The sequence below is a fragment of the Microvirga sp. GCM10011540 genome (assembly GCF_042650665.1).
GTDB lineage: Bacteria > Pseudomonadota > Alphaproteobacteria > Rhizobiales > Beijerinckiaceae > Microvirga > Microvirga lenta.
In genome coordinates, this window is sequence record NZ_JBHSBQ010000005.1 from 643,227 (window position 1) to 661,601 (window position 18,375).

The following is an 18,375-nucleotide window of genomic DNA, read 5'->3' on the forward strand; positions in this document are numbered from 1 at the left end:
AAATCCCCGTTGTGGCGGCCTGCGAACGGGATTGGCGCTGCCGTGACGGCGTCGTGGGTCAGCTCCGGACCGGCGCAGGATTGGTGCCTCGTGTGCGGGGTGAACTCCCGATGCCGGATGCAGTTCCCCGAGCCCCATATGTGCTATTTCGTGAATATTTTTCGCAACAATACGACTTTAGTCCTTAATATATGTTATGAATTTGCGCCAATATCCTACCTCTTATGGTTGATGTTGCCATCGTTGAAATAAGTAAACAAACTACTATTCAGAACGGATCTTCCTTATTACTATTTAAATTACTGAGCGCGCCGCTGGCCCGAGGTGGAGGGAGTGGCTGATGCACCGAGACAGCGAATTGGCTGTGCAGGCGAAGGACATCCGCAGAAACCTGCGGAAGCGTCTGCCATGTCTCAGGACGGCTGCGCACCTGGAAGGTCCTGCGGCCCCGCTTCGACGCGAAGATCCGGCAATCAGACCGGGCCCGGCGCCGGATGCGGCCCGGACACGGATGGCGCTCGACGGGCCTGACTTCCTGCAGGCTCTGCCGGCTGCCCTCTCCGTGACCGATGCTGAGGGGTGGCGCCCCGTCCTCGGTCCGGGTCGCCGGTGCGGTTCCTGGCGCGCCCATCGGGCCGACGGAACGCCGCTCCCGCACGACTGCCGTCCCATGGCCGTTGCCCTGCGCGAGAACAGGGAGTTGCGGGATATGGATGCCATTGCAGAGAGGCCAGTCGGAAGCCGGGTTCGCCTCACATCGTACCCGACCCTGTTGCGCAGTGCCTCCAACATACCGGTCGGGGTTCGCAACATCCTGATCGATATCAGTCCGTTCCAGGGGCGAGACAATCAAGCCTGCTGAGGTTTTTCATGCGTTGCTTTTTCAACTTTTCCACGCAGCACGACAGTTTGATCGACGAAGAGGGAGTGGAGGTGTCCAGTCTCGATCACGTCCATTCCGAGGCTTTGCAGGCGATACAGGAAATCTCTCAGGATGCCGGAGCACCGGAGGTCGATTGGAGCGATTGGACCCTGAGCGTAACGGACCCGTCCGGTCAGGTCCTGCTCACGCTTGCTCTCGAGACGATCGTCTCCAAAGAGGCTCCACCTCTGCAGTAGTGCTACGTGAGGGGATCGCGTCCGACATGAAAATGGCACGCACGGCCTTCCGACCGGCGTGCCATTCGAGATGACCGAAGGGATTCTTCCTCAGCTGTCCATCTTGAGGGCGGCGATGAAGGCTTCCTGCGGGATGTCCACCTTGCCGAACTGGCGCATCCGCTTCTTGCCTTCCTTCTGCTTGTCGAGAAGCTTGCGCTTGCGCGAGGCGTCGCCGCCGTAGCACTTGGCGGTCACGTCCTTGCGCAGGGCGCGGATGGTTTCGCGGGCGATGATCTTGCCGCCGATGGCGGCCTGGACCGGGATCTGGAACATGTGCGGCGGGATCAGCTCCTTGAGCTTCTCGCACATGGCGCGGCCCCGGCCCTCGGCCCGGTCGCGGTGGACCAGCATGGAGAGCGCATCGACGGGCTCCGCGTTGACCAGCACCGACATCTTCACCAGATCGCCCTCGCGGTAGTCGGAGATGTGGTAATCGAAGGAGGCGTAGCCCTTCGAGATCGACTTCAGGCGGTCGTAGAAATCGAACACCACCTCGTTGAGCGGCAGGTCGTAGACCACCATGGCGCGCTTGCCGACATAGTTCAGGTCGATCTGGATGCCGCGTCGCTCCTGGCACAGCTTGAGCACCGAGCCGAGATAATCGTCCGGAGTCAGGATGGTGGCGCGGATCCACGGCTCCTCGATGGCCTCGATCTTCATCACGTCCGGCATGTCGGCCGGGTTGTGCAGCTCGATGGTCGAACCGTCGCGCAGCTTCAGGTGATAGACCACGGAAGGCGCGGTGGAGATGAGGTCCAGGTTGAACTCGCGCTCGAGGCGCTCCTGAATGATTTCGAGATGGAGCAAACCCAGGAAGCCGCAGCGGAAGCCGAAACCGAGCGCGGCGGAGGTTTCCATCTCGTAGGAGAAGCTGGCGTCGTTCAGGCGCAGCTTGCCCATGGCGGCGCGCAGGTTTTCGAATTCCGCAGCGTCAACAGGAAAGAGGCCGCAGAACACCACCGGCTGCACGGGCTTGAAGCCCGGCAGGGCCTCGGCCGTGGGCTTGCGGTCGTCGGTGATGGTGTCGCCGACGCGGGTATCGGCCACTTCCTTGATCGAGGCGGTGAAGAAGCCGACCTCGCCGGGACCGAGCTGGGCCATCTCCTGCATCTTCGGGGAGAACACACCGACCCGGTCGAGGCTGTAGGAAGCGCCGGTCCCCATCATCTTGATGGTCTGGCCCTTCTTCATGGTGCCGTCGACGATGCGCACGAGAACGACGACGCCGAGATAGGCGTCGTACCAGGAATCGACCAGGAGGGCTTTCAGCGGCGCGTCCGGGTCGCCCTTGGGCGGCGGCAGCTTCTGGACGATGGCCTCCAGCACGCCCTCGATGTTGAGGCCGGTCTTGGCCGAGATCGGCACGGCGTCCGACGCGTCGATGCCGATCACCTCCTCGATCTGCTCCTTGATCCGGTCCGGATCGGCGGCGGGGAGGTCGATCTTGTTGAGGACCGGCACGATCTCGTGGTTGGCGTCGATGGCCTGGTAGACGTTGGCCAGGGTCTGGGCCTCGACGCCCTGGGAGGCGTCGACCACCAGGAGCGAGCCTTCGCACGCGGCCAGGGAGCGCGAGACCTCATAGGCGAAGTCCACGTGGCCGGGGGTGTCCATCAGGTTCAGGATGTAGGTCTTGCCGTCCTGCGCCTTGTATTCCAGGCGCACGGTCTGCGCCTTGATGGTGATGCCGCGCTCGCGCTCGATGTCCATGTTGTCGAGCACCTGCTCCGTCATCTCGCGGGCGGAAAGCGCCCCCGTGGTCTGGATCAGACGGTCGGCCAATGTGGACTTCCCGTGGTCGATATGGGCCACGATGGAGAAGTTCCGGATGTTGTCGAAGGTGCGAGCGGTCATAATCTTGCAAGAATAAGAGCTGTTGCGGCCGCAATAGCAGCATGGCCCCCTAAAGCCAAGGGAAGCCGATGCCGCGTGGGCGACCGGGCCTCGGAGATGGGCTCGCACGCGCGGGAATGCGAGTCTCCATGAGACGGGGCGGCCCTTTTGTCGCCCGTGTCCGGTCCCGATGGGAATTCGGCGCCGGTGCGCTATTCTGGATTGCGGGATCTCCTGATCGGGAAGGCGGCCATGGCGGAAACCTCGGCAGTTGCGTCGTCTGCGGAGCACGCGGCCGCTCCGGGGCGCCCGGCCCTGCACAGGACGATCGGTCCGGTCCAGATGACCCTCTACGGCCTCGGCAGCATGCTGGGATCGGGAATCTACGGCCTCCTGGGGCAGGCTGCCGGACAGGTGGGAAATGCGGTCTGGCTGGCCTTTCTCGTCGCTCTCGTGGCTGCGCTGCTGACGGCGCTGAGCTATGCCTCCCTCGGCTCGCGCTATCCCCACGCGGGCGGAGCCGCCTATGTGACCGAGCGCGCCTACCGCTCGCCCCTGGCCGGCTTCGTGGTGGGGCTCGCGGTCGCCTGCTCGGCCCTCACGTCCGTCGCCACCCAGTCCCGCGTCTTCGCCGCCAACCTGACCACCCTGACCGGCGGAGGTGAGGGGACTGCGACGCTGCTGGCCATCGGGTTCCTGCTGCTCCTCACGGGACTGGTCCTGCGGGGCATCCGCGAATCCATGTGGGTCAACGTGCTGTGCACCTGCATCGAGGCGGGCGGCCTTCTCCTCGTCGTCGCCGTCGGCATCCGCTTCTGGGGATCCGTCGACCTCTTCGAAACCCCGCCGCCCGGCGAGGGGGCGAGCGACGTCATGATCCTTCTCGTGCTCCAGGGGGCGGTGCTGACCTTCTTCGCCTTCATCGGGTTCGAGGACACGATCAATGTCGCGGAGGAGTGTCGCGATCCCCAGCGCACCATCCCGATCGGACTGATCACCGCCATGGCCGTCGCGGCCGTGATCTACGTGGCCGTCGCCATCACGGCGGTCTCCGTGGTGTCCTGGCGGGAGCTTGCGTCCGCGCCCGGTCCGCTGACGGCCGTGATGGCGCGCGCCGCGCCCTGGCTTCCGCCCATCGTCTACACGGCAATCACGCTGTTCGCGGTCGCGAATACGGCGCTCGTCAATTATGTAACGGCATCGCGCCTTGCCTACGGCATGGCCCATCAGGGTCTGCTGCCGGCCTGGCTCGGCAGGGTTCATGCGACCCGGCGAACGCCGCATTTCGCGATCCTTACCCTGTTCGCGGTCGTGGCGCCGCTCGCGTTGATCGGCACCATCGGCCAGCTCGCATCCGCAACGGTGCTGATGCTGCTCACCGTCTTCGCGGCGGTCAACGGAGCGCTCTTCCTGCTGAAGCGGCGCGCGGACGAGCCCGAAGGGCGGTTCGAGATTCCCCTCTTCGTGCCCGTCCTGGGGGTTCTGGTCTGCGCCGGGCTCGTTCTGGTGCGCGTGACCACAGGCGATTGGCGCGCGAGCGTCCTGGCGGGGGCGCTTCTCCTCGGAATCTTCGCGGTCTACGCCGTGCTGCGGCCCAGGGCCGCGACGGAGCCGCCGGTCTAGCGCCGCCGTCGGGGAGAACCGCGGCAGCCCTCTTCAGCGCGGGCTGGCCGATGCCGGAGCGAGGCCAGGAAGCGTGCCGTCCTGCGAGAGGCGGTTGGAGCGCCACTCGCTGGGAGATGTGCCGGCCACCCGGCGGAATTCCCTGTTGAAGTTCGACTTCGTCTGAAAGCCGGCCTTGAACATGACAGTGGTGATCGGCTCCTCCGTCTCGGCCAGGAGGCGGCACGCCTCGGCAATCCGGTAGTCGTTGATGTACTGCGACACGTTCCTGGCCCTCACCCGGTTGACGGCGACCGAGATGCGGCGGGCGGGGATGAGGGCCCTGCGGGCAAGGCGCTCGAGATTGAGGTCCAGGTCCTCGAACAGGCGCTTCGTCCTCATGAGATCGTCGAGCCTCGCGACGATCGCCACATCCTCCTCGTCCGGCGAGACGGCCGGAGGGGTCTCCGCGGGCGGTGGCGGTTCCGGCGCAGGCCGTCCTCGCCCGGCAACGGCCGCCGCGCCTCCGATAACCAGAAGGACGAGCAGATTGGCGATTCCGACCACCGCTGCGGCATATGCATCGTATCCGGACGCCAGGCTGAGCGTCACTGCGACCTCGAGGAGCGCGGACAGGATGAGGGCCGCCGCCGTCGCCCGGACTGCGCCGTAGGTCGAGACCGCGCCCTCGAAAGAGGCCCGGCTGAGCGCGTCCGGCCCCATCCATGCGAGACGTGCGAGAGCGGCTCCATAGCCCAGGAAGGTGGCGATGAGCGCGAGGTCGATGCCAGCAGGCCACAGGGCGATCAGGGCAAGAACGACACCTGCCGGAACGCCGTGCACCCATATGGGCAGGCGGCTGCCGGGGACGTCCTGGGGCGCGAGTTCGCGAAAGCACAGCCATGCCAGAGCGGGGAGCAGCGCAGCCAGGACCGACTGGAACGGCAGAATGCCGGTCATGTCGTAGGTCCACCGCAATCCCACGAGGATCGACTGGAGTGCATAGGCTCCGAGAAGAATGAGGAACAGGCGATCCGCGGTCGCCTCGTCGCGGCGTCCCAGCATCTGCCCCAGAAGGATCAGGAGAAGAAACGCGACGACGAAGGGCATGGGGAGGGACAGCATGGGAATCGGCAGCCTTTCGGCTCGGCTTATGTCCTGGAACACGATCTCGGGCGACCTCGATCATGATCGAGGTCGCGGGGAACGCCAAACGGGGCAGGGTGAAGCGAGCCGCCATGGGGCGGCGATCGTAAAGGTAGAGCCATGAAACCTGTCATTCCATTCCTTGCCATGGTGCTTCTCGGCGCCTCGGAGATCGCATATGCCGCCGATCCCGCTGGCTTCCGTACTCTCTCGGCCCGGGCGCCGGAGCGCGGCTCGGACCTGACCGTGCTCGTCTGGTATCCGGCCGGGGAGGGCGGAAAGCCGGCGGTGATCGGCGACAATCCTCTGTTTCGCGGCACTCGGGTCAAGGCCGACGCGGCGCCTGCCGAGGGACGCCACCCGCTCGTGCTGCTCTCGCATGGTTCGGGAGGCCATGCCGCCAATCTGGGATGGATCGCGTCGCGGCTGGTGGCGGAAGGTTTCGTGGTCGCGGCCCCGAACCATCCCGGCAGCACCACCGGCGATGCCTCGCAGGCCTCCACCATCAAGATCTGGAACCGTCCTGCGGATATTTCGGCCGTGCTGACCGCGGTCGTCGCTGACCCTGCGGTGGGTGCCGGAATCGACCCGGACAGGGTCGGCGTGCTCGGGTTCTCGCTCGGCGGGTACACCGCTCTCGCGCTCGCCGGAGCGCGGGTCGATGCCGCCGGCTATGCCCGCTACTGCGAGAGCGGCGCCGCCGGACCGGAATGCGCCTGGTTCGCGCGCGGCGGCGTGAACCTCCGCAGCTTGGATGCGGAACGCTTCAATCGCCAGAACCGCGATCCGCGCGTCAGGATGGCTGTTTCCGTCGATCCCGCCTTCGCCCGGGCCTACGACCGGGCGAGCCTGTCGGGGATCTCGGTTCCGACCCACATCATCAATCTCGGGCGCCCCGGATGGATCATTCCGGCGGTCGAAGGTTCGGCCCTCGCCGAGGCGATTCCCGGAGCCGAGTACGAGACGGTGCCGGACGCAATCCACTTCAGCTTCCTGGGCGAGTGCAAGCCTGAGGGGGCCGCGGTCCTGAAGGCCGAGGGGGATGAGGATCCCTTGTGCGATGACGGAGGTTCGCGCCCCCGGGCCGCCCTGCACGCGGAGCTGGCGAGCATGATCGCTGCCGCCTTCAAGCGGCACCTGCAGGAACGCCCCGGGGCGGAGGCTAGCGGCCCCGCTCCAGAATCCGCGAGATGACCTTGGCGGTGTAGTCGACCATCGGCACAATCCTGGCATAGTTGAGCCGGGTCGGGCCGATGACGCCGAGCACGCCGACGATCTTCTGGCTGCCGTCGCGGAAGGGGGCGGCGATCATGGACGAGCCGGAGAGCGAGAACAGCTTGTTCTCCGAGCCGATGAAGATGCGCACGCCTTCGCCGCTCTCGGCGCGGCTGAGGAGGTCGATCACGTCCGTCTGCGTCTCCAGGTCGGAGAAGAGCAGGCGGATCCTGTCCAGGTCCTCGGCCGCCTTCAGGTCGTCGAGGAGATTGGCCTGGCCGCGCACGATGAGCTGGCGGGTCCCGGCGGAGCCGACGGTGGTGGCGAGCCCCGCCTCCACGAGCCGGGCGGTCAAGTCGTCGAGCTCCCGCTCCATCTGTTCCCGGCGGGTCTCGATCTCGCGCCTGACGTCGCCGAGGGTCCGGCCCTGGATGCAGGCATTGAGGAAGTTTCCCGCCTCCACCAGAGCCCCGGCGGGCAGGCCCGGCGGCAGGTCGAGGAGGCGGTTTTCCACCGATCCGTCCTCGGACACGAGCACCACGAGGGCGCGGGTGGGGTCGAGGCGCACGAATTCGATGTGCTTCAGGCGCGCATTGGACTTGGAGGTCACGACGACGCCCGCGCCGCGCGAGACGCCGGACAGGAGGGCCGAGGCCTCCGTGAGGGCGGTCTCGAGGGTGTGGCCCGAGGCGGCGGCCTTCATCTGCGCCTCGATATGGGCGCGCTCCTCGGCCGTGACGTCGCCGAGCTCCATCATGGCATCGACGAAGAAGCGCAGGCCCGTCTCGGTCGGCAGGCGCCCGGCGCTGGTATGCGGCGCGAAGATCAGGCCCGCCGCTTCGAGATCCGCCATCACGTTGCGGATCGAGGCGGGGGAGAGCGTCATCGGCAGGATGCGCGAGAGATTGCGCGAGCCCACGGGCTCGCCGGTCATGAGATAGGTCTCGACGATCTGGCGGAAGATTTCGCGCGACCGGTCGTTCAGCTCGGCGATGGCGCGAAGCTCGGACAGGTTGGAAGGGGAACCCGGGACATGCATTCGGCGGTTCTTCGATCCTCGTCAGGCAACCTTGCTGGTGGGCATTATGTGCGGATGCGGAGCCCATAAGGCAAGCCTGCGCTTGCCTTCGTCCCATGCCAGCTTCTAAGACGCTTCCCAGGTTTTCATTCGAGGTGAGGTTTCCCATGCGTCCGTCCAACCGCGCTCCCGACGAGTTGCGTCCCGTCACGCTGGAGCGCGGCGTCGCGCGCTACGCGGAAGGGTCCTGCATGGTGTCCTTCGGCAACACCCGCGTTCTCTGCACCGCCTCGCTCGAGGAAAAGGGGCCGCCCTGGCTGCGCGGCACCGGCAAGGGCTGGGTGACGGCGGAATATTCCATGCTGCCGCGCGCCACCCACGAGCGCACCCGCCGCGAGGTCAATTCCGGCAAGCCGTCCGGCCGCACCCAGGAAATCCAGCGCCTCATCGGCCGTTCGCTGCGCGCGGTGGTCAACCTGCCCGCCATGGGCGAGCGGCAGATCGTGGTCGACTGCGACGTGATCCAGGCCGACGGAGGGACCCGCACCGCCTCCATCACGGGCGCCTGGGTGGCCCTGCACGATTGCTTCGCCTGGATGCAGAGCCGCTCGATCATCTCGATCAATCCCCTGCGGGAGCCGGTGGCCGCCATTTCCTGCGGGATCTACCAGGGCCAGCCGGTGCTCGACCTCGATTATGCGGAGGATTCCGCCGCCGAGACCGACGCCAATTTCGTCATTACCGGCTCCGGCGGCATCGTCGAGGTGCAGGGCACGGCCGAAGGCAAGCCGTTCTCGGAGGACGAGTTCATGAACCTCCTGCGCCTGGCCAAGGCCGGCGTGGCGCAACTCGTCGACTTGCAGAAGCAGACGGTGGCCTGATCATGCCCCGTCAGCTCACCGGCAAGGTCGTCATCGCGACCCACAATCCTGGCAAGCTGCGCGAGATGAGGGAGCTTCTCGCGCCCTTCGGCATCGAGGCGGTCTCGGCGGGCGAGCTCGGCCTGCCCGAGCCCGACGAGACCGGCCACATGTTCGCCGAGAACGCGGCCATCAAGGCCCATGCGGCCGCCAAGGCCACGGGCCTGCCGGCGATTTCGGACGATTCGGGGCTCTGCGTCGATGCGCTCGACGGCGCTCCGGGCCTGTTCACGGCCAACTGGGCGGGGCCGAACAAGGATTTCCCCGGCGCCATGGCGCGGGTCGAGCGCGAGCTGCAGAAGCGTGGCGTGACGGAGACGGGCAACCGGAAGGCCCATTTCGTCTCCGCCCTGGTGGTCGCCTGGCCGGACGGGCACGAGGAGCTGTTCGAGGGACGGGTCTTCGGTCGGGTCGCCTGGCCGCCGCGCGGAACGCAAGGATTCGGCTACGATCCCATGTTCCAGCCCGATGGATATGCCGAGACCTTCGGAGAGATCTCCTCGGAGGAGAAGCACGGCATCGACTGGTCGAAGCCGGAGCCCCAGGCGCTGTCCCACCGGGCGCGGGCCTTCGTGAAGCTGGCGGCCGGGTGCCTGCGCCGGGCCTGAAACGCAACGGAGCGCCCCGAGGGGCGCTCCGTCCGAGGCTTGGCCGAGCCGTTTTTTAGGCGTTCACTGACCGTCGTTCCGCTCGGAGCGGCGGCGGGCCATGAAGGCGTCGAACTCCTCGCGGTCCTTGGCCCGCTTCAGCTCCTCGACGAAATCGCGGAAGGCGCGAGCCTCCTCGTCGAGCTTGCGGCGCTCTTCCTCGAGGCGACGCAGCTCGTTGCGACGGTACTCCTCGAAGGCGGCGTTGCCGGTGCCGGCGCCGAAGCCGCCCGCGGAGCGGTTGGATGCGAAAAGATCATCCGTCACGCGGCTGAAGTTCTCGCGGAAATAGGCTTTCGCCTCGTCGTATTTTGGATATCCCATGAGTTTCCAAACCAAATAGGCCAGCGCGAGCGGCCAGAACCAGATGAAGCCCAGGACGATTCCGGCGATTTCCAACGCGCGCCGGGGCGGACGCCCGCAGCGGCGTTGAGCGCCGTTGTTCCAGGGGCCCGAATTCGGGCCCGTGTTCCAGGCGGTTGAAGCAGAATCAGACATCGAAGGGTCCCGCTATGTTAATGCTAACAACATTTACATGCGGGGCCCTGGCCGCGCTTTCAAGACATGGCGGCCAGATATTTTTCGAAGGAATCCGTGCAGGCTAGCGGGCAGGGTCGCCCTGGCCCCGCTGCAGGGCGCCGTGGACGAGGGCGAGCACGCCGGCGCGAAGCAGTTCGTACTTGTCGGGAAGGCCCGGCCCCTTCGGCAGCTGTCCCGCCGCGTCGAGGGTGGCGATGCCGTGGGACAGGGCCCAGACCTCGATGGCGACGAAGCGCACGTCGACGCCCTTGAATCCGTCGGGAAAGGTGTCGGACAGGGCATGGACCAGGAAATCGAAGGCATTGCCGCCCGAGGGCTTCTCCGCGGGCTTGGCCTCCGCTTTGGGACCCCCGGGGACACAGGCCCCGCCATCCGCGGGCTTGGCCGAGAACATGGCGGCGTAGAAGCCGGGCTCCTGCTCGGCGAAGGCCAGATAGGCCTCGCCCATGCGGGTGAAGCGCTCCAGCGGCGTGCCGTCGCTCTGCAGGGCGCGGCCGAGCCGGTTGGACAGCTCCGTGAAGCCGCGGAAGGCGACTTCGGCCACCAGGGCCTCGCGGCCGCGGAAATGCCGGTAGAGCGCCGCCGGCGTCACGCCCACGAGCTTGGCCGCATCGGCCAGGGTGAAGCCCCCGATGCCCCGCTCGGCGATGAAGCGCTGGGCTGCCTCGATCAGCGCTTCCTTCAGATTGCCGTGGTGGTAGCCCTGCCGGTCGAAGGGGGCACGCCAGTGACGCATGATGATACCTGTACTTCCTTGGCCGAACTCTAGACCGCCTGCCCGGGCGAAGCCAGCCGAGAGCCCTTAGAACATGAACCGCGGCGGAGGAAAGAGGTTCAGAAATGGCGCGCCCGACCGTAGCCGCCGTCACGGCCGGAGGCGGCACGGCCGGGATGCGGCAAGGGCGAGGGTGACGTTCAGGCCCGGAACTGCCATATACGGCCCATGATCGAGCATCCGACGCGCGATGCGGGCTTCGGCGTCTATGTCCACTGGCCCTTCTGCGCCTCCAAATGTCCCTATTGCGACTTCAACAGCCATGTCCGCCATCAGCCGGTGGACCAGGAACGGTTCCTCGCGGCCTTCCGGCGGGAGATCGCCCACAATGCGGCGCGGATTCCCGGCCGGACCGTCACCAGCATCTTTTTCGGCGGGGGCACGCCCTCGCTCATGAAGCCGGAAACGGTGGGCGCCATTCTCGACGCCATCGGCGGCGCCTGGGCGGTCGATCCCGGCGCCGAGGTGACCCTGGAGGCCAATCCGACCAGCGTCGAGGCGGACCGCTTCCGCGGCTACCGGACGGCCGGCATCAACCGGGTGTCGCTGGGCGTCCAGGCGCTCAACGACCCGGACCTGCGCCGCCTCGGGCGCATGCACTCGGTCGAGGAGGCGCTGGCGGCGGTGAAGATCGCGGCCTCCATCTTCGAGCGCTATTCCTTCGACCTGATCTATGCCCGGCCCAACCAGACCCCGGAGGAGTGGCGCGCGGAGCTGAAGCAGGCCATCGGCCACGCGGTGGAGCACCTCTCGCTCTACCAGCTCACCATCGAGCCCGGCACCTGGTTCCAACGACTCTACGATGCCGGCAAGATCACGATTCCGGACGAGGAGACGGGCAGGGCGCTCTACGACGTCACGCAGGAGGTCTGCGAGGCGCATGGGCTGCCCGCCTACGAGATTTCCAACCACGCCCGGCCGGGCGCCGAATCCCGCCACAACCTCGTCTACTGGCGCTACGGCGAATATGCCGGCATCGGCCCCGGCGCCCATGGACGCCTCGTCACCGGCAATGCGCGGCTGGCGACCTCGACCGAGAAGCACCCCGAGACCTGGCTGGCGCAGGTGGAGCGCGAGGGGCACGGCATCGTCGAGGAGGAGGTCCTGACCTCGGAGGCCGAGGGCGACGAATTCCTGCTCATGGGGCTTCGCCTGAAGGAGGGCATCGACCCGCGCCGCTACACGGCCTTCACCGGGCGGGAGCTCAACGCGCGCAAGGTGCGCCACCTCTTGGAGGATGGCCTCATCCGCACCGAGGGCAACCGCCTCGCGGTGACGCGGGAGGGATTTCCGGTGCTCAACGCGGTGATTGCGGAACTGGCGGCGTAAGCGCCGCCGTCCTTCGCCATGGCCGGACTCGATCCGGCCATTCACGTCTTCGAAAACGATGGCGGGAGGCGCCTATCGCTTCACCTTCGCCTCGATCGCGTCCCACACGTTCACCGCGAGATCCGGTCCGCCGAGGCGTTTGATGGCGCGCACGCCCGTGGGGGCGGTCACGTTGATCTCGGTCAGGTTGCCGTCGATCACGTCGATGCCCACGAGGATGAGGCCCATCTGCTTCAGGTGGGGGCCGATGGTCTCGCAGATCTCGCGCTCGCGCGGCGTCAGGTCCGTGGGCTTCGCGGCGCCGCCGCGCACCATGTTGGAGCGGATGTCGTTGGCCGCGGGAACACGATTGACCGCGCCCGCCGCCTCGCCGTCGATGAGGATGATGCGCTTGTCGCCTTCCGTCACCTTCGGCAGGAATCGCTGGATCACCCAGGGCTCGCGGAAGGTGGCGGCGAAGAGGTCGTAGAGCGAGCCGAAATTCGGATCTTCCCGGCCGATCTTGAACACGCTCGCGCCGCCGTGCCCGTAGAGCGGCTTCATGACCACGTCGCCGTGCTCGCGCCGGAACTCCTCGATCTCCTGCTTGTCGCGGGAGATCAGGGTCGTGGGCATGAGATGCGGAAACTGCGTGACGAAGAGCTTTTCCGGCGCGTTGCGCACATGAGTGGGGTCGTTCACCACGAGCGTCTTCGGATGGATGCGCTCCAGCATGTGGGTCGCGGTGATGTAGGCGAGGTCGAAGGGCGGGTCCTGGCGCATGAGCACCACGTCGACCGTGGAGAGATCGACCCGTTCCGGCTCGGCCAGGGTGAAGTGGTCGCCCTCCACGTCCCGCGCCTCGACGGCCTCGGCCATCGCCGTCACCGCGCCGTCGCGCATGGACAGGCGGTCGGGCGTGTAGTGCAGGACGCGATGCCCGCGCCGTTGCGCTTCGAGGAGCAGCGCGAAGCCCGTATCGCCGGCGATCTTGATGTTCTTGATGTGGTCCATCTGGACCGCGACGGTCAGGGTCATGCGTCAGCCTCCGTGAGATGCGGGTTATTGGCCCGAAACGGATCAATGGCAACAGGCTCTCGCACGCTGGCCGAACGAAATGAGGTTGGGCGCGTTGTCCCCGGCCCTTCCCAGGAGCGCACCTCCCTTGCCGACAGGCATGATCGCCCACATTTCTGACAAGTCATGACACGCCGCGCCCTTCTGATCGTGAATTCCAAGAGCCGCAGCGGCGAGGCCCAGTGCCGATTCGCCATCGAGCGACTGAAGGCGCACGATATCGAGCCCATTCACGTGGAATGCCACAAGCGCGAGGACATGGGCTCCATCATCGTCGAACATGCCGATAGGGTGGATTGCGTGGTGGTCGGCGGGGGCGACGGAACGATCAATGCGGCGGCGTTCGGCGTGATCGAGGCCAACCTGCCCCTCGGCATCCTGCCCCTGGGCACCGCCAACGATCTCGCCCGCACCCTGGGCATTCCCTTCGATCTCGATGATGCGGCGGACGTCATCGCCGCCGGCAAGACCCGCAGGATCGATCTGGGCATCGTCAACGGCGAACCGTTCTTCAACGTGGCGAGCATCGGCCTCTCGGCCGATCTGGCGAAGAGGCTCACGCGGGACATCAAGCGGCGGTTCGGCCGTCTCGGCTATGCGCTCGTGGCCATGAACGTGCTGGCGCAGGCGCGCCCCTTCCGCGCCACCATCACCAGCGACAAGGAGGCCATCCGCGTCAGGACCCTGCAGATCGCGGTCGGCAACGGGCGGTATTACGGCGGCGGCAACGCGGTCGAGAAGGATGCGGCGATCGACGATCAGCATCTCGACCTCTACAGCCTCGAATTCGACCGCGCCTGGAAGATGGCCTTCATGGCGCGGTCCTTCCGAAGCGGCGAGCACGGCGCCTGGCGCGAGGTCCGCGCCATCCGGGCGAAGGAGTTCGACATCCGCACCCGGCGTCCCCGCTCGGTCAATGCCGATGGCGAGATCGTCACGAAGACGCCGGCGCATTTTTCCATCAAACCCTGTGCCGTCACCGTTTTCGCGCCCTGACTTCAGCGCCATTCGGTGAGGGAGGGCGGCAGGACCGCCCCGGTGCTCTCGTCGGGGGCAGGCTGCTCGCTCTTCCATGAGCGGCCGTAGCGAACCACGCCCTCGACCTCTCCGCGGGCCAGGCCGATGTCGTGGAGAGCCGCGTCGTCGAGAGAGGCGAGCAGGCGCATGTCGCGGCGCGCGCGGATCTCGCTCATCACCAGGGCTGCAAGGCGGCTCAGCAACCCCGGACCCTTCCTTTCACGCGATCCGGCAAGCCGGGGGGCCGCTTCGCGGGTCATGCTCAGAGACATGGTTCTCTCCATCGGTTGGGCCGGTGAGGATCCGAGAGGCGAGCGCCGTCCTTCGCCGGACGGGTGTCCGGCGTGGCGATGCAGTTCCTGATCTTCGAATCCTCGGGGCCGTGGGCCGTTGCCGTGCTCGTCGGGAGCTTTCCGTCAGCGGCGATGAGAGAACTCTACGCCTGTGCCTTGCATAACGGAAACGAATGTTCATTATATTGAAGATAACAGAGTTTTATGGAGGCTTCCCATGCCCCACAACCTCGACGTCAGCCTGCTGCGGGCCTTCGTGGCCGTGGTCGACGCGGGCGGCATGACCGCCGCTGCGGGTCTGCTCAATCTCACCCAGGCGGCCGTGAGCCAGCAGATCAAGCGCCTCGAAGACATGGTGGGCGACGCGCTCATCACCCGCGACCGGCGCGGCATGAAGCTGACGGCGGCGGGCGAGCGCCTGTTCGGGCGCGCCAAGCGGATGCTCGCCCTCAACGACGAGATCTGGACCGAGATCACGACCCCCGTCTACGAGGGCGAGGTGCGGCTCGGAATCCCGAGCGACATCATCACCACCTACCTGCCGACCTTTCTCAAGGGCTTCGCGCGCAGCTACCCGCGCGTGCAGATCACCCTGCGGAGCGGGTCGAGCGCGAAGCTCCGTTCGGAACTCGCCGCCGGCAAGGTGGATGTGGTGCTCGCCACCGAGATGAGCTGCGATCCGGATGGCGAAAACCTCATCATGGACCGGCTGGTCTGGGTCGGCGCCCCGGGCGGCGAGGCGGCGCGGCAGCGGCCGCTTCCCGTGTCGATCGGCTGTTCCGACTGCGCCTTCCGTGCCCCCATCCGCGAGGCCCTGCAGCAGGCCGGCATCGAGTGGCGCTCCGCCTCCGAGGTGACGAACACCTCCGCTCAGGTGGCGACGGTCGCCGCCGATATTGCCGTCATGGCCTGGATGGCCTCCACCGTTCCCGAAAACCTCGAGGTGCTGGGCCGCGAATCGGGGCTGCCCGCGCTCCCGCCCTTCACGGTGAACCTCTACCTGCCGAAGAACGGCGGCGGCCCCATCGTCCAGGAAATGGCGCGCCATATCCGCCAGGCGCTCGCCGTGCCGCGGCGCATGGTGGCCTAGGACATCTCCAGCTCGAACGCCCCCGCCACGTGCCGCGGGCAGCGGCGGGGGGCGAGGAAGACCGCATCGGCCCGCCAGGTCTTGGCGGCGGCCCAAGGATGGCGTGAGAGCCAGGCCCGGGCGGCGCGGGAGAAGCGGCGGCGCTTGGCGGGCGTGATCGCGGTGAGTGCGTCGTCCATCCGGCCGCGCGCCTTCACCTCCACGAACGCGATGGTGTCGCCGCGCATGGCGATGAGGTCGATTTCGCCGCCCGCAGCCGCATAGCGGCGGGCGAGGGGGCGGTAGCCCTTCAACAGCAGGAACAGCAGCGCGATCAGCTCGGCCCTGTGGCCGCGCAGGAAGGTGGCGCGCCGGCGCTCGACGGCGTTTCTCATGCGTCCTTCTTGGCGAGCGCGAGGGCGCGGGCATAGACCTCGCGCTTCGGCATGTTCAGCTCCGCCGCCACGAGCGCCGCCGCATCCTTGATCGAGTGGTGTTTCAGGGCGGATTCCAGCTTGCCGTCGAGGGCCGCGTCGGCCTCGGCCGCGTGCATTTCCTCGCTGGCCTCGCCGATCAGCACCACGATCTCGCCCTTGGGCGGTCCTTCCTCGGCGAATTGCCTCGCCAGTTCCGGCAGGGTGCCGCGCCGGATGGTCTCGAACAGCTTGGTCAGTTCGCGCGCCACCACGGCCTGGCGCTCGCCCAGCACATCGGCGGCGTCCGCCAGCATCTCGGGCAGGCGGTGCGGGCCTTCGAACAGCATCAGCGTGCCCGGAATCGATGCGATTTCGGCGAGCCGCGAGCGGCGCGCGCCGCTTTTCGCCGGCAGGAAGCCTTCGAAGAAGAAGCGGTCGGTGGGCAGGCCCGACACCACGAGCGCCGTGAGAATGGCCGAAGGGCCGGGAATGGGCGTCACCGGCAGGCCTTCCTCGATGGCGGCCTGCACGAGCTTGTAGCCCGGGTCGGAGACCAGGGGCGTGCCTGCATCCGACACCAGCGCGAGGGCCTGTCCCTCGCGGATGCGCTGCACCATGCGCTCGCGGACGGCGTCGGTGGAGTGCTCGTGATAGGCCAGGAGAGGGGTCGTGATGCCGTAATGGGCCAGCAGGGTCTTGGTGACCCGTGTGTCCTCGGCCAGAACCGCATCGGCGGCGGCGAGCACGTTCAGGCCGCGCAGGGAAATGTCCTTCAGGTTGCCGATGGGGGTCGCCACCACATAGAGGCCGGGCGATAGGGGCTCGGCCTCGGCGGCGAGGCCGAAGGCCGTGAAGGTGCTGACGCGCGCGGCAGGGTCCCGCCGCTTGGTCCTGTTGTCGATTCTCTGGGTCATCGTTCGCTACTGTCGCATGAAGGCCCGCTCCGGCGAAAGCCGCAGGCCGTGGAAACAATGTTTACTTTTACCGGCCATGATCGGCGTGTTTGTCGATAGGCTGCTTCCATGGGGGCTTGGGAGATGGCACGGTTTTCTCCTCGTTCGATCCGCGGCTCGAAGAGCCGGCGCGCCTGGGCTGCCGCCCTGGCCGCCACCCTGCTGCTGTCCGGCTGCATCGGGTCCGGCAGCATGGTTCCCCCGCGTTCCGTCGGCCGGAATGCGGCCGCTCCTCCGCCTCCGCCCGAGACCCTCTACGAGGCCGATCCGGCTGCACCCGCCGGGCCCGCCGGTACCCTGCCGGGGGCCATGCCCATGGCGTCGGGCGGGACGACCATCGGCAGCGGCCCGGTCCGGGTCGCGCTCATCCTGCCGCTGACCGGGCAGGGGCAGAGCGCCGTGGCGGCGCAGAGCATGAAGAATGCCGCCGATCTGGCCCTGGCCGAGGCCGGAAGCAGCGAAATCACCGTGCTGGTGAAGGACGACCGCGGCACGCCCGAGGGGGCGAGCGAGGCCGCGAGCCAGGCCGTCGCGGAAGGCGCCGAGCTGATCCTCGGCCCGCTCTTCGCCAGCTCCGTCCAGGCGGCCGGACAGGTGGCCCGCCAGTCGGCGAAGCCCGTCGTCGCCTTCTCGACGGATACGAGCGTCGCCGCGCCCGGCGTCTATCTCCTGAGCTTCCTGGTCCAGGCCGAGGTGGACCGCATCGTCTCCTACGCGGCCTCGCAGGGCCGCCGCTCGGTGGCGGCGCTCATCCCCGAGACGACTTACGGCCGCGTGGCCGAGGCCCAGTTCCAGCAGGCGGCGGCCCGCCACGGGCTTCGCGTGGTCGCCGTCGAGCGCTACCCGGCCGGACAGCCGCACGGGGCCGTGCAGCGCCTGGCCCACACGATCGCCGGGGCGGCGCCTCAGGCGGATTCGGTGTTCATCCCCGAGAGCGGCGACGGCCTGCCGATGGTCGCGCAGGCCCTCCAGACCGCGGGGTTCGATCCTCAGCGGGTGAAGCCTCTCGGCACGGGCATCTGGAACGAGGCGCGGGTCTATGCGCTTCCCGCCCTGCAGGGCGGCTGGTTCGCCGCGCCCGACAACCGCGGCTTCGAGGCTTTCGCCGCGCGCTACCGCGCCCGCTTCAACACGGACCCGATCCGCCTCGCCACGCTCTCCTACGACGCGGTGACCCTTGCCGTGGCGCTCAACCGCGCGCGGGGTGCGCAGCGCTTCGCGGAGGGCACGCTCACCGATCCGTCGGGCTTTGCCGGCGCCGATGGCGTGTTCCGCTTCAAGCCCGACGGCACCAACGACCGCGCTCTCGCCGTGCAGGAGATCCGCGGCGGCGCCACCGTGATGGTGAGCGGGGCGCCGCGCACGCTCATGGCGAGCAACTAGCC

The 18,375-nt window shown here is 67.5% G+C and carries 19 protein-coding genes; 10 read left to right on the top strand and 9 right to left on the bottom strand.

Annotated features, from left to right (window positions below; translation table 11 throughout):
• The first annotated feature begins 340 nt into the window (after window positions 1-340).
• Together ACFOYU_RS03730 and ACFOYU_RS03735 are read left to right on the top strand one after the other, a co-directional pair.
• Window positions 341-862, top strand: a complete 522-nt coding sequence (locus tag ACFOYU_RS03730; protein ID WP_377032451.1) for a hypothetical protein — start codon at window positions 341-343, stop codon at window positions 860-862.
• 8 nt (window positions 863-870) lie between these two features.
• The gene (locus ACFOYU_RS03735) at window positions 871-1,119 is read left to right on the top strand and encodes a DUF6894 family protein (protein ID WP_377032452.1); all 249 of its coding nucleotides are present in this window, start codon (window positions 871-873) and stop codon (window positions 1,117-1,119) included.
• Between the two features lie 90 nt (window positions 1,120-1,209).
• Here the strand turns inward: ACFOYU_RS03735 and lepA are convergent, their stop codons facing one another.
• Window positions 1,210-3,015: a translation elongation factor 4 gene (lepA, locus tag ACFOYU_RS03740; protein ID WP_226737019.1), complete on the bottom strand. Its 1,806-nt coding sequence runs from the start codon at window positions 3,013-3,015 to the stop codon at window positions 1,210-1,212.
• Between the two features lie 231 nt (window positions 3,016-3,246).
• On the opposite strand from lepA, the gene ACFOYU_RS03745 reads away from it, so the two are divergent.
• Window positions 3,247-4,617: an APC family permease gene (locus ACFOYU_RS03745; RefSeq protein ID WP_377032453.1), complete on the top strand. Its 1,371-nt coding sequence runs from the start codon at window positions 3,247-3,249 to the stop codon at window positions 4,615-4,617.
• A 33-nt stretch (window positions 4,618-4,650) separates the two neighbouring features.
• Here the strand turns inward: ACFOYU_RS03745 and ACFOYU_RS03750 are convergent, their stop codons facing one another.
• Window positions 4,651-5,721, bottom strand: a complete 1,071-nt coding sequence (locus tag ACFOYU_RS03750) for a helix-turn-helix domain-containing protein (protein ID WP_377032454.1) — start codon at window positions 5,719-5,721, stop codon at window positions 4,651-4,653.
• A 141-nt stretch (window positions 5,722-5,862) separates the two neighbouring features.
• On the opposite strand from ACFOYU_RS03750, the gene ACFOYU_RS03755 reads away from it, so the two are divergent.
• Entirely contained in the window at window positions 5,863-6,936 is a 1,074-nt protein-coding gene (locus tag ACFOYU_RS03755; RefSeq protein WP_377032455.1) for an alpha/beta hydrolase family protein, read from the top strand.
• Here the strand turns inward: ACFOYU_RS03755 and hrcA are convergent.
• Entirely contained in the window at window positions 6,905-7,996 is a 1,092-nt protein-coding gene (hrcA, locus tag ACFOYU_RS03760) for a heat-inducible transcriptional repressor HrcA (RefSeq protein ID WP_226737015.1), read from the bottom strand. The genes ACFOYU_RS03755 and hrcA overlap by 32 nt on opposite strands.
• A 146-nt stretch (window positions 7,997-8,142) precedes the next feature.
• Here hrcA and rph point away from each other — a divergent pair, with 146 nt between their 5' ends.
• Window positions 8,143-8,856, top strand: coding sequence for a ribonuclease PH (gene rph, locus ACFOYU_RS03765; protein WP_226737013.1), 714 nt, complete (start codon window positions 8,143-8,145; stop codon window positions 8,854-8,856).
• A 2-nt stretch (window positions 8,857-8,858) separates the two neighbouring features.
• Entirely contained in the window at window positions 8,859-9,503 is a 645-nt protein-coding gene (gene rdgB / locus ACFOYU_RS03770; protein WP_377032456.1) for an RdgB/HAM1 family non-canonical purine NTP pyrophosphatase, read from the top strand.
• 63 nt (window positions 9,504-9,566) lie between these two features.
• Here the strand turns inward: rdgB and ACFOYU_RS03775 are convergent, their stop codons facing one another.
• Window positions 9,567-10,040: a DUF2852 domain-containing protein gene (locus tag ACFOYU_RS03775; protein ID WP_377032457.1), complete on the bottom strand. Its 474-nt coding sequence runs from the start codon at window positions 10,038-10,040 to the stop codon at window positions 9,567-9,569.
• Window positions 10,041-10,143: 103 nt separating this feature from the next.
• A complete protein-coding gene (locus tag ACFOYU_RS03780; RefSeq protein WP_377032458.1) occupies window positions 10,144-10,818 on the bottom strand; it encodes a TetR/AcrR family transcriptional regulator in 675 nt (224 codons plus the stop codon).
• A gap of 207 nt (window positions 10,819-11,025) precedes the next feature.
• Between ACFOYU_RS03780 and hemW the strand changes: the two genes are divergently transcribed.
• The gene (hemW, locus tag ACFOYU_RS03785) at window positions 11,026-12,186 is read left to right on the top strand and encodes a radical SAM family heme chaperone HemW (RefSeq protein WP_377032459.1); all 1,161 of its coding nucleotides are present in this window, start codon (window positions 11,026-11,028) and stop codon (window positions 12,184-12,186) included.
• 72 nt (window positions 12,187-12,258) lie between these two features.
• On the opposite strand, the gene gshB is transcribed toward hemW, so the two are convergent.
• Window positions 12,259-13,203, bottom strand: coding sequence for a glutathione synthase (gene gshB, locus ACFOYU_RS03790; RefSeq protein WP_226737002.1), 945 nt, complete (start codon window positions 13,201-13,203; stop codon window positions 12,259-12,261).
• A 165-nt stretch (window positions 13,204-13,368) separates the two neighbouring features.
• Between gshB and ACFOYU_RS03795 the strand changes: the two genes are divergently transcribed.
• Window positions 13,369-14,238 (top strand): lipid kinase, encoded by an 870-nt coding sequence (locus tag ACFOYU_RS03795; RefSeq protein ID WP_226737000.1) that lies wholly within the window; start codon window positions 13,369-13,371, stop codon window positions 14,236-14,238.
• A 2-nt stretch (window positions 14,239-14,240) separates the two neighbouring features.
• Here the strand turns inward: ACFOYU_RS03795 and ACFOYU_RS03800 are convergent, their stop codons facing one another.
• Window positions 14,241-14,531, bottom strand: coding sequence for a DUF1127 domain-containing protein (locus ACFOYU_RS03800; protein ID WP_226736998.1), 291 nt, complete (start codon window positions 14,529-14,531; stop codon window positions 14,241-14,243).
• Window positions 14,532-14,769: 238 nt separating this feature from the next.
• On the opposite strand from ACFOYU_RS03800, the gene ACFOYU_RS03805 reads away from it, so the two are divergent.
• Complete coding sequence (locus tag ACFOYU_RS03805; protein ID WP_226736996.1) at window positions 14,770-15,642, top strand: LysR substrate-binding domain-containing protein; 873 nt, start codon at window positions 14,770-14,772, stop codon at window positions 15,640-15,642.
• Here ACFOYU_RS03805 and ACFOYU_RS03810 read toward each other — a convergent pair.
• Together ACFOYU_RS03810 and rsmI are read right to left on the bottom strand one after the other, a co-directional pair.
• Window positions 15,639-16,016, bottom strand: coding sequence for a YraN family protein (locus ACFOYU_RS03810; protein ID WP_377032460.1), 378 nt, complete (start codon window positions 16,014-16,016; stop codon window positions 15,639-15,641). The two genes, ACFOYU_RS03805 and ACFOYU_RS03810, sit on opposite strands and share 4 nt — an antisense overlap.
• Window positions 16,013-16,951 carry a 16S rRNA (cytidine(1402)-2'-O)-methyltransferase gene (gene rsmI / locus ACFOYU_RS03815; RefSeq protein WP_377032461.1) on the bottom strand — a complete coding sequence of 313 codons (939 nt, stop codon included), beginning with the start codon at window positions 16,949-16,951 and terminating at the stop codon, window positions 16,013-16,015. Before rsmI ends, ACFOYU_RS03810 begins: the two co-directional genes overlap by 4 nt.
• A gap of 123 nt (window positions 16,952-17,074) precedes the next feature.
• Here rsmI and ACFOYU_RS03820 point away from each other — a divergent pair, with 123 nt between their 5' ends.
• Entirely contained in the window at window positions 17,075-18,373 is a 1,299-nt protein-coding gene (locus ACFOYU_RS03820; RefSeq protein WP_377032462.1) for a penicillin-binding protein activator, read from the top strand.
• The last annotated feature ends 2 nt before the right edge of the window (window positions 18,374-18,375 follow it).

Excerpts from the sequence above, each read along its gene's own strand:
- ACFOYU_RS03730 (WP_377032451.1), top strand. The coding sequence starts at position 341 with ATGCACCGAGACAGCGAATTGGCTGTGCAGGCGAAGGACATCCGCAGA.
- ACFOYU_RS03735 (WP_377032452.1), top strand. The coding sequence starts at position 871 with ATGCGTTGCTTTTTCAACTTTTCCACGCAGCACGACAGTTTGATCGAC.
- lepA (WP_226737019.1), bottom strand. The coding sequence starts at position 3,015 with ATGACCGCTCGCACCTTCGACAACATCCGGAACTTCTCCATCGTGGCC.
- ACFOYU_RS03745 (WP_377032453.1), top strand. The coding sequence starts at position 3,247 with ATGGCGGAAACCTCGGCAGTTGCGTCGTCTGCGGAGCACGCGGCCGCT.
- ACFOYU_RS03750 (WP_377032454.1), bottom strand. The coding sequence starts at position 5,721 with ATGCTGTCCCTCCCCATGCCCTTCGTCGTCGCGTTTCTTCTCCTGATC.
- ACFOYU_RS03755 (WP_377032455.1), top strand. The coding sequence starts at position 5,863 with ATGAAACCTGTCATTCCATTCCTTGCCATGGTGCTTCTCGGCGCCTCG.
- hrcA (WP_226737015.1), bottom strand. The coding sequence starts at position 7,996 with ATGCATGTCCCGGGTTCCCCTTCCAACCTGTCCGAGCTTCGCGCCATC.
- rph (WP_226737013.1), top strand. The coding sequence starts at position 8,143 with ATGCGTCCGTCCAACCGCGCTCCCGACGAGTTGCGTCCCGTCACGCTG.
- rdgB (WP_377032456.1), top strand. The coding sequence starts at position 8,859 with ATGCCCCGTCAGCTCACCGGCAAGGTCGTCATCGCGACCCACAATCCT.
- ACFOYU_RS03775 (WP_377032457.1), bottom strand. The coding sequence starts at position 10,040 with ATGTCTGATTCTGCTTCAACCGCCTGGAACACGGGCCCGAATTCGGGC.
- ACFOYU_RS03780 (WP_377032458.1), bottom strand. The coding sequence starts at position 10,818 with ATGCGTCACTGGCGTGCCCCCTTCGACCGGCAGGGCTACCACCACGGC.
- hemW (WP_377032459.1), top strand. The coding sequence starts at position 11,026 with ATGATCGAGCATCCGACGCGCGATGCGGGCTTCGGCGTCTATGTCCAC.
- gshB (WP_226737002.1), bottom strand. The coding sequence starts at position 13,203 with ATGACCCTGACCGTCGCGGTCCAGATGGACCACATCAAGAACATCAAG.
- ACFOYU_RS03795 (WP_226737000.1), top strand. The coding sequence starts at position 13,369 with ATGACACGCCGCGCCCTTCTGATCGTGAATTCCAAGAGCCGCAGCGGC.
- ACFOYU_RS03800 (WP_226736998.1), bottom strand. The coding sequence starts at position 14,531 with ATGTCTCTGAGCATGACCCGCGAAGCGGCCCCCCGGCTTGCCGGATCG.
- ACFOYU_RS03805 (WP_226736996.1), top strand. The coding sequence starts at position 14,770 with ATGCCCCACAACCTCGACGTCAGCCTGCTGCGGGCCTTCGTGGCCGTG.
- ACFOYU_RS03810 (WP_377032460.1), bottom strand. The coding sequence starts at position 16,016 with ATGAGAAACGCCGTCGAGCGCCGGCGCGCCACCTTCCTGCGCGGCCAC.
- rsmI (WP_377032461.1), bottom strand. The coding sequence starts at position 16,951 with ATGACCCAGAGAATCGACAACAGGACCAAGCGGCGGGACCCTGCCGCG.
- ACFOYU_RS03820 (WP_377032462.1), top strand. The coding sequence starts at position 17,075 with ATGGCACGGTTTTCTCCTCGTTCGATCCGCGGCTCGAAGAGCCGGCGC.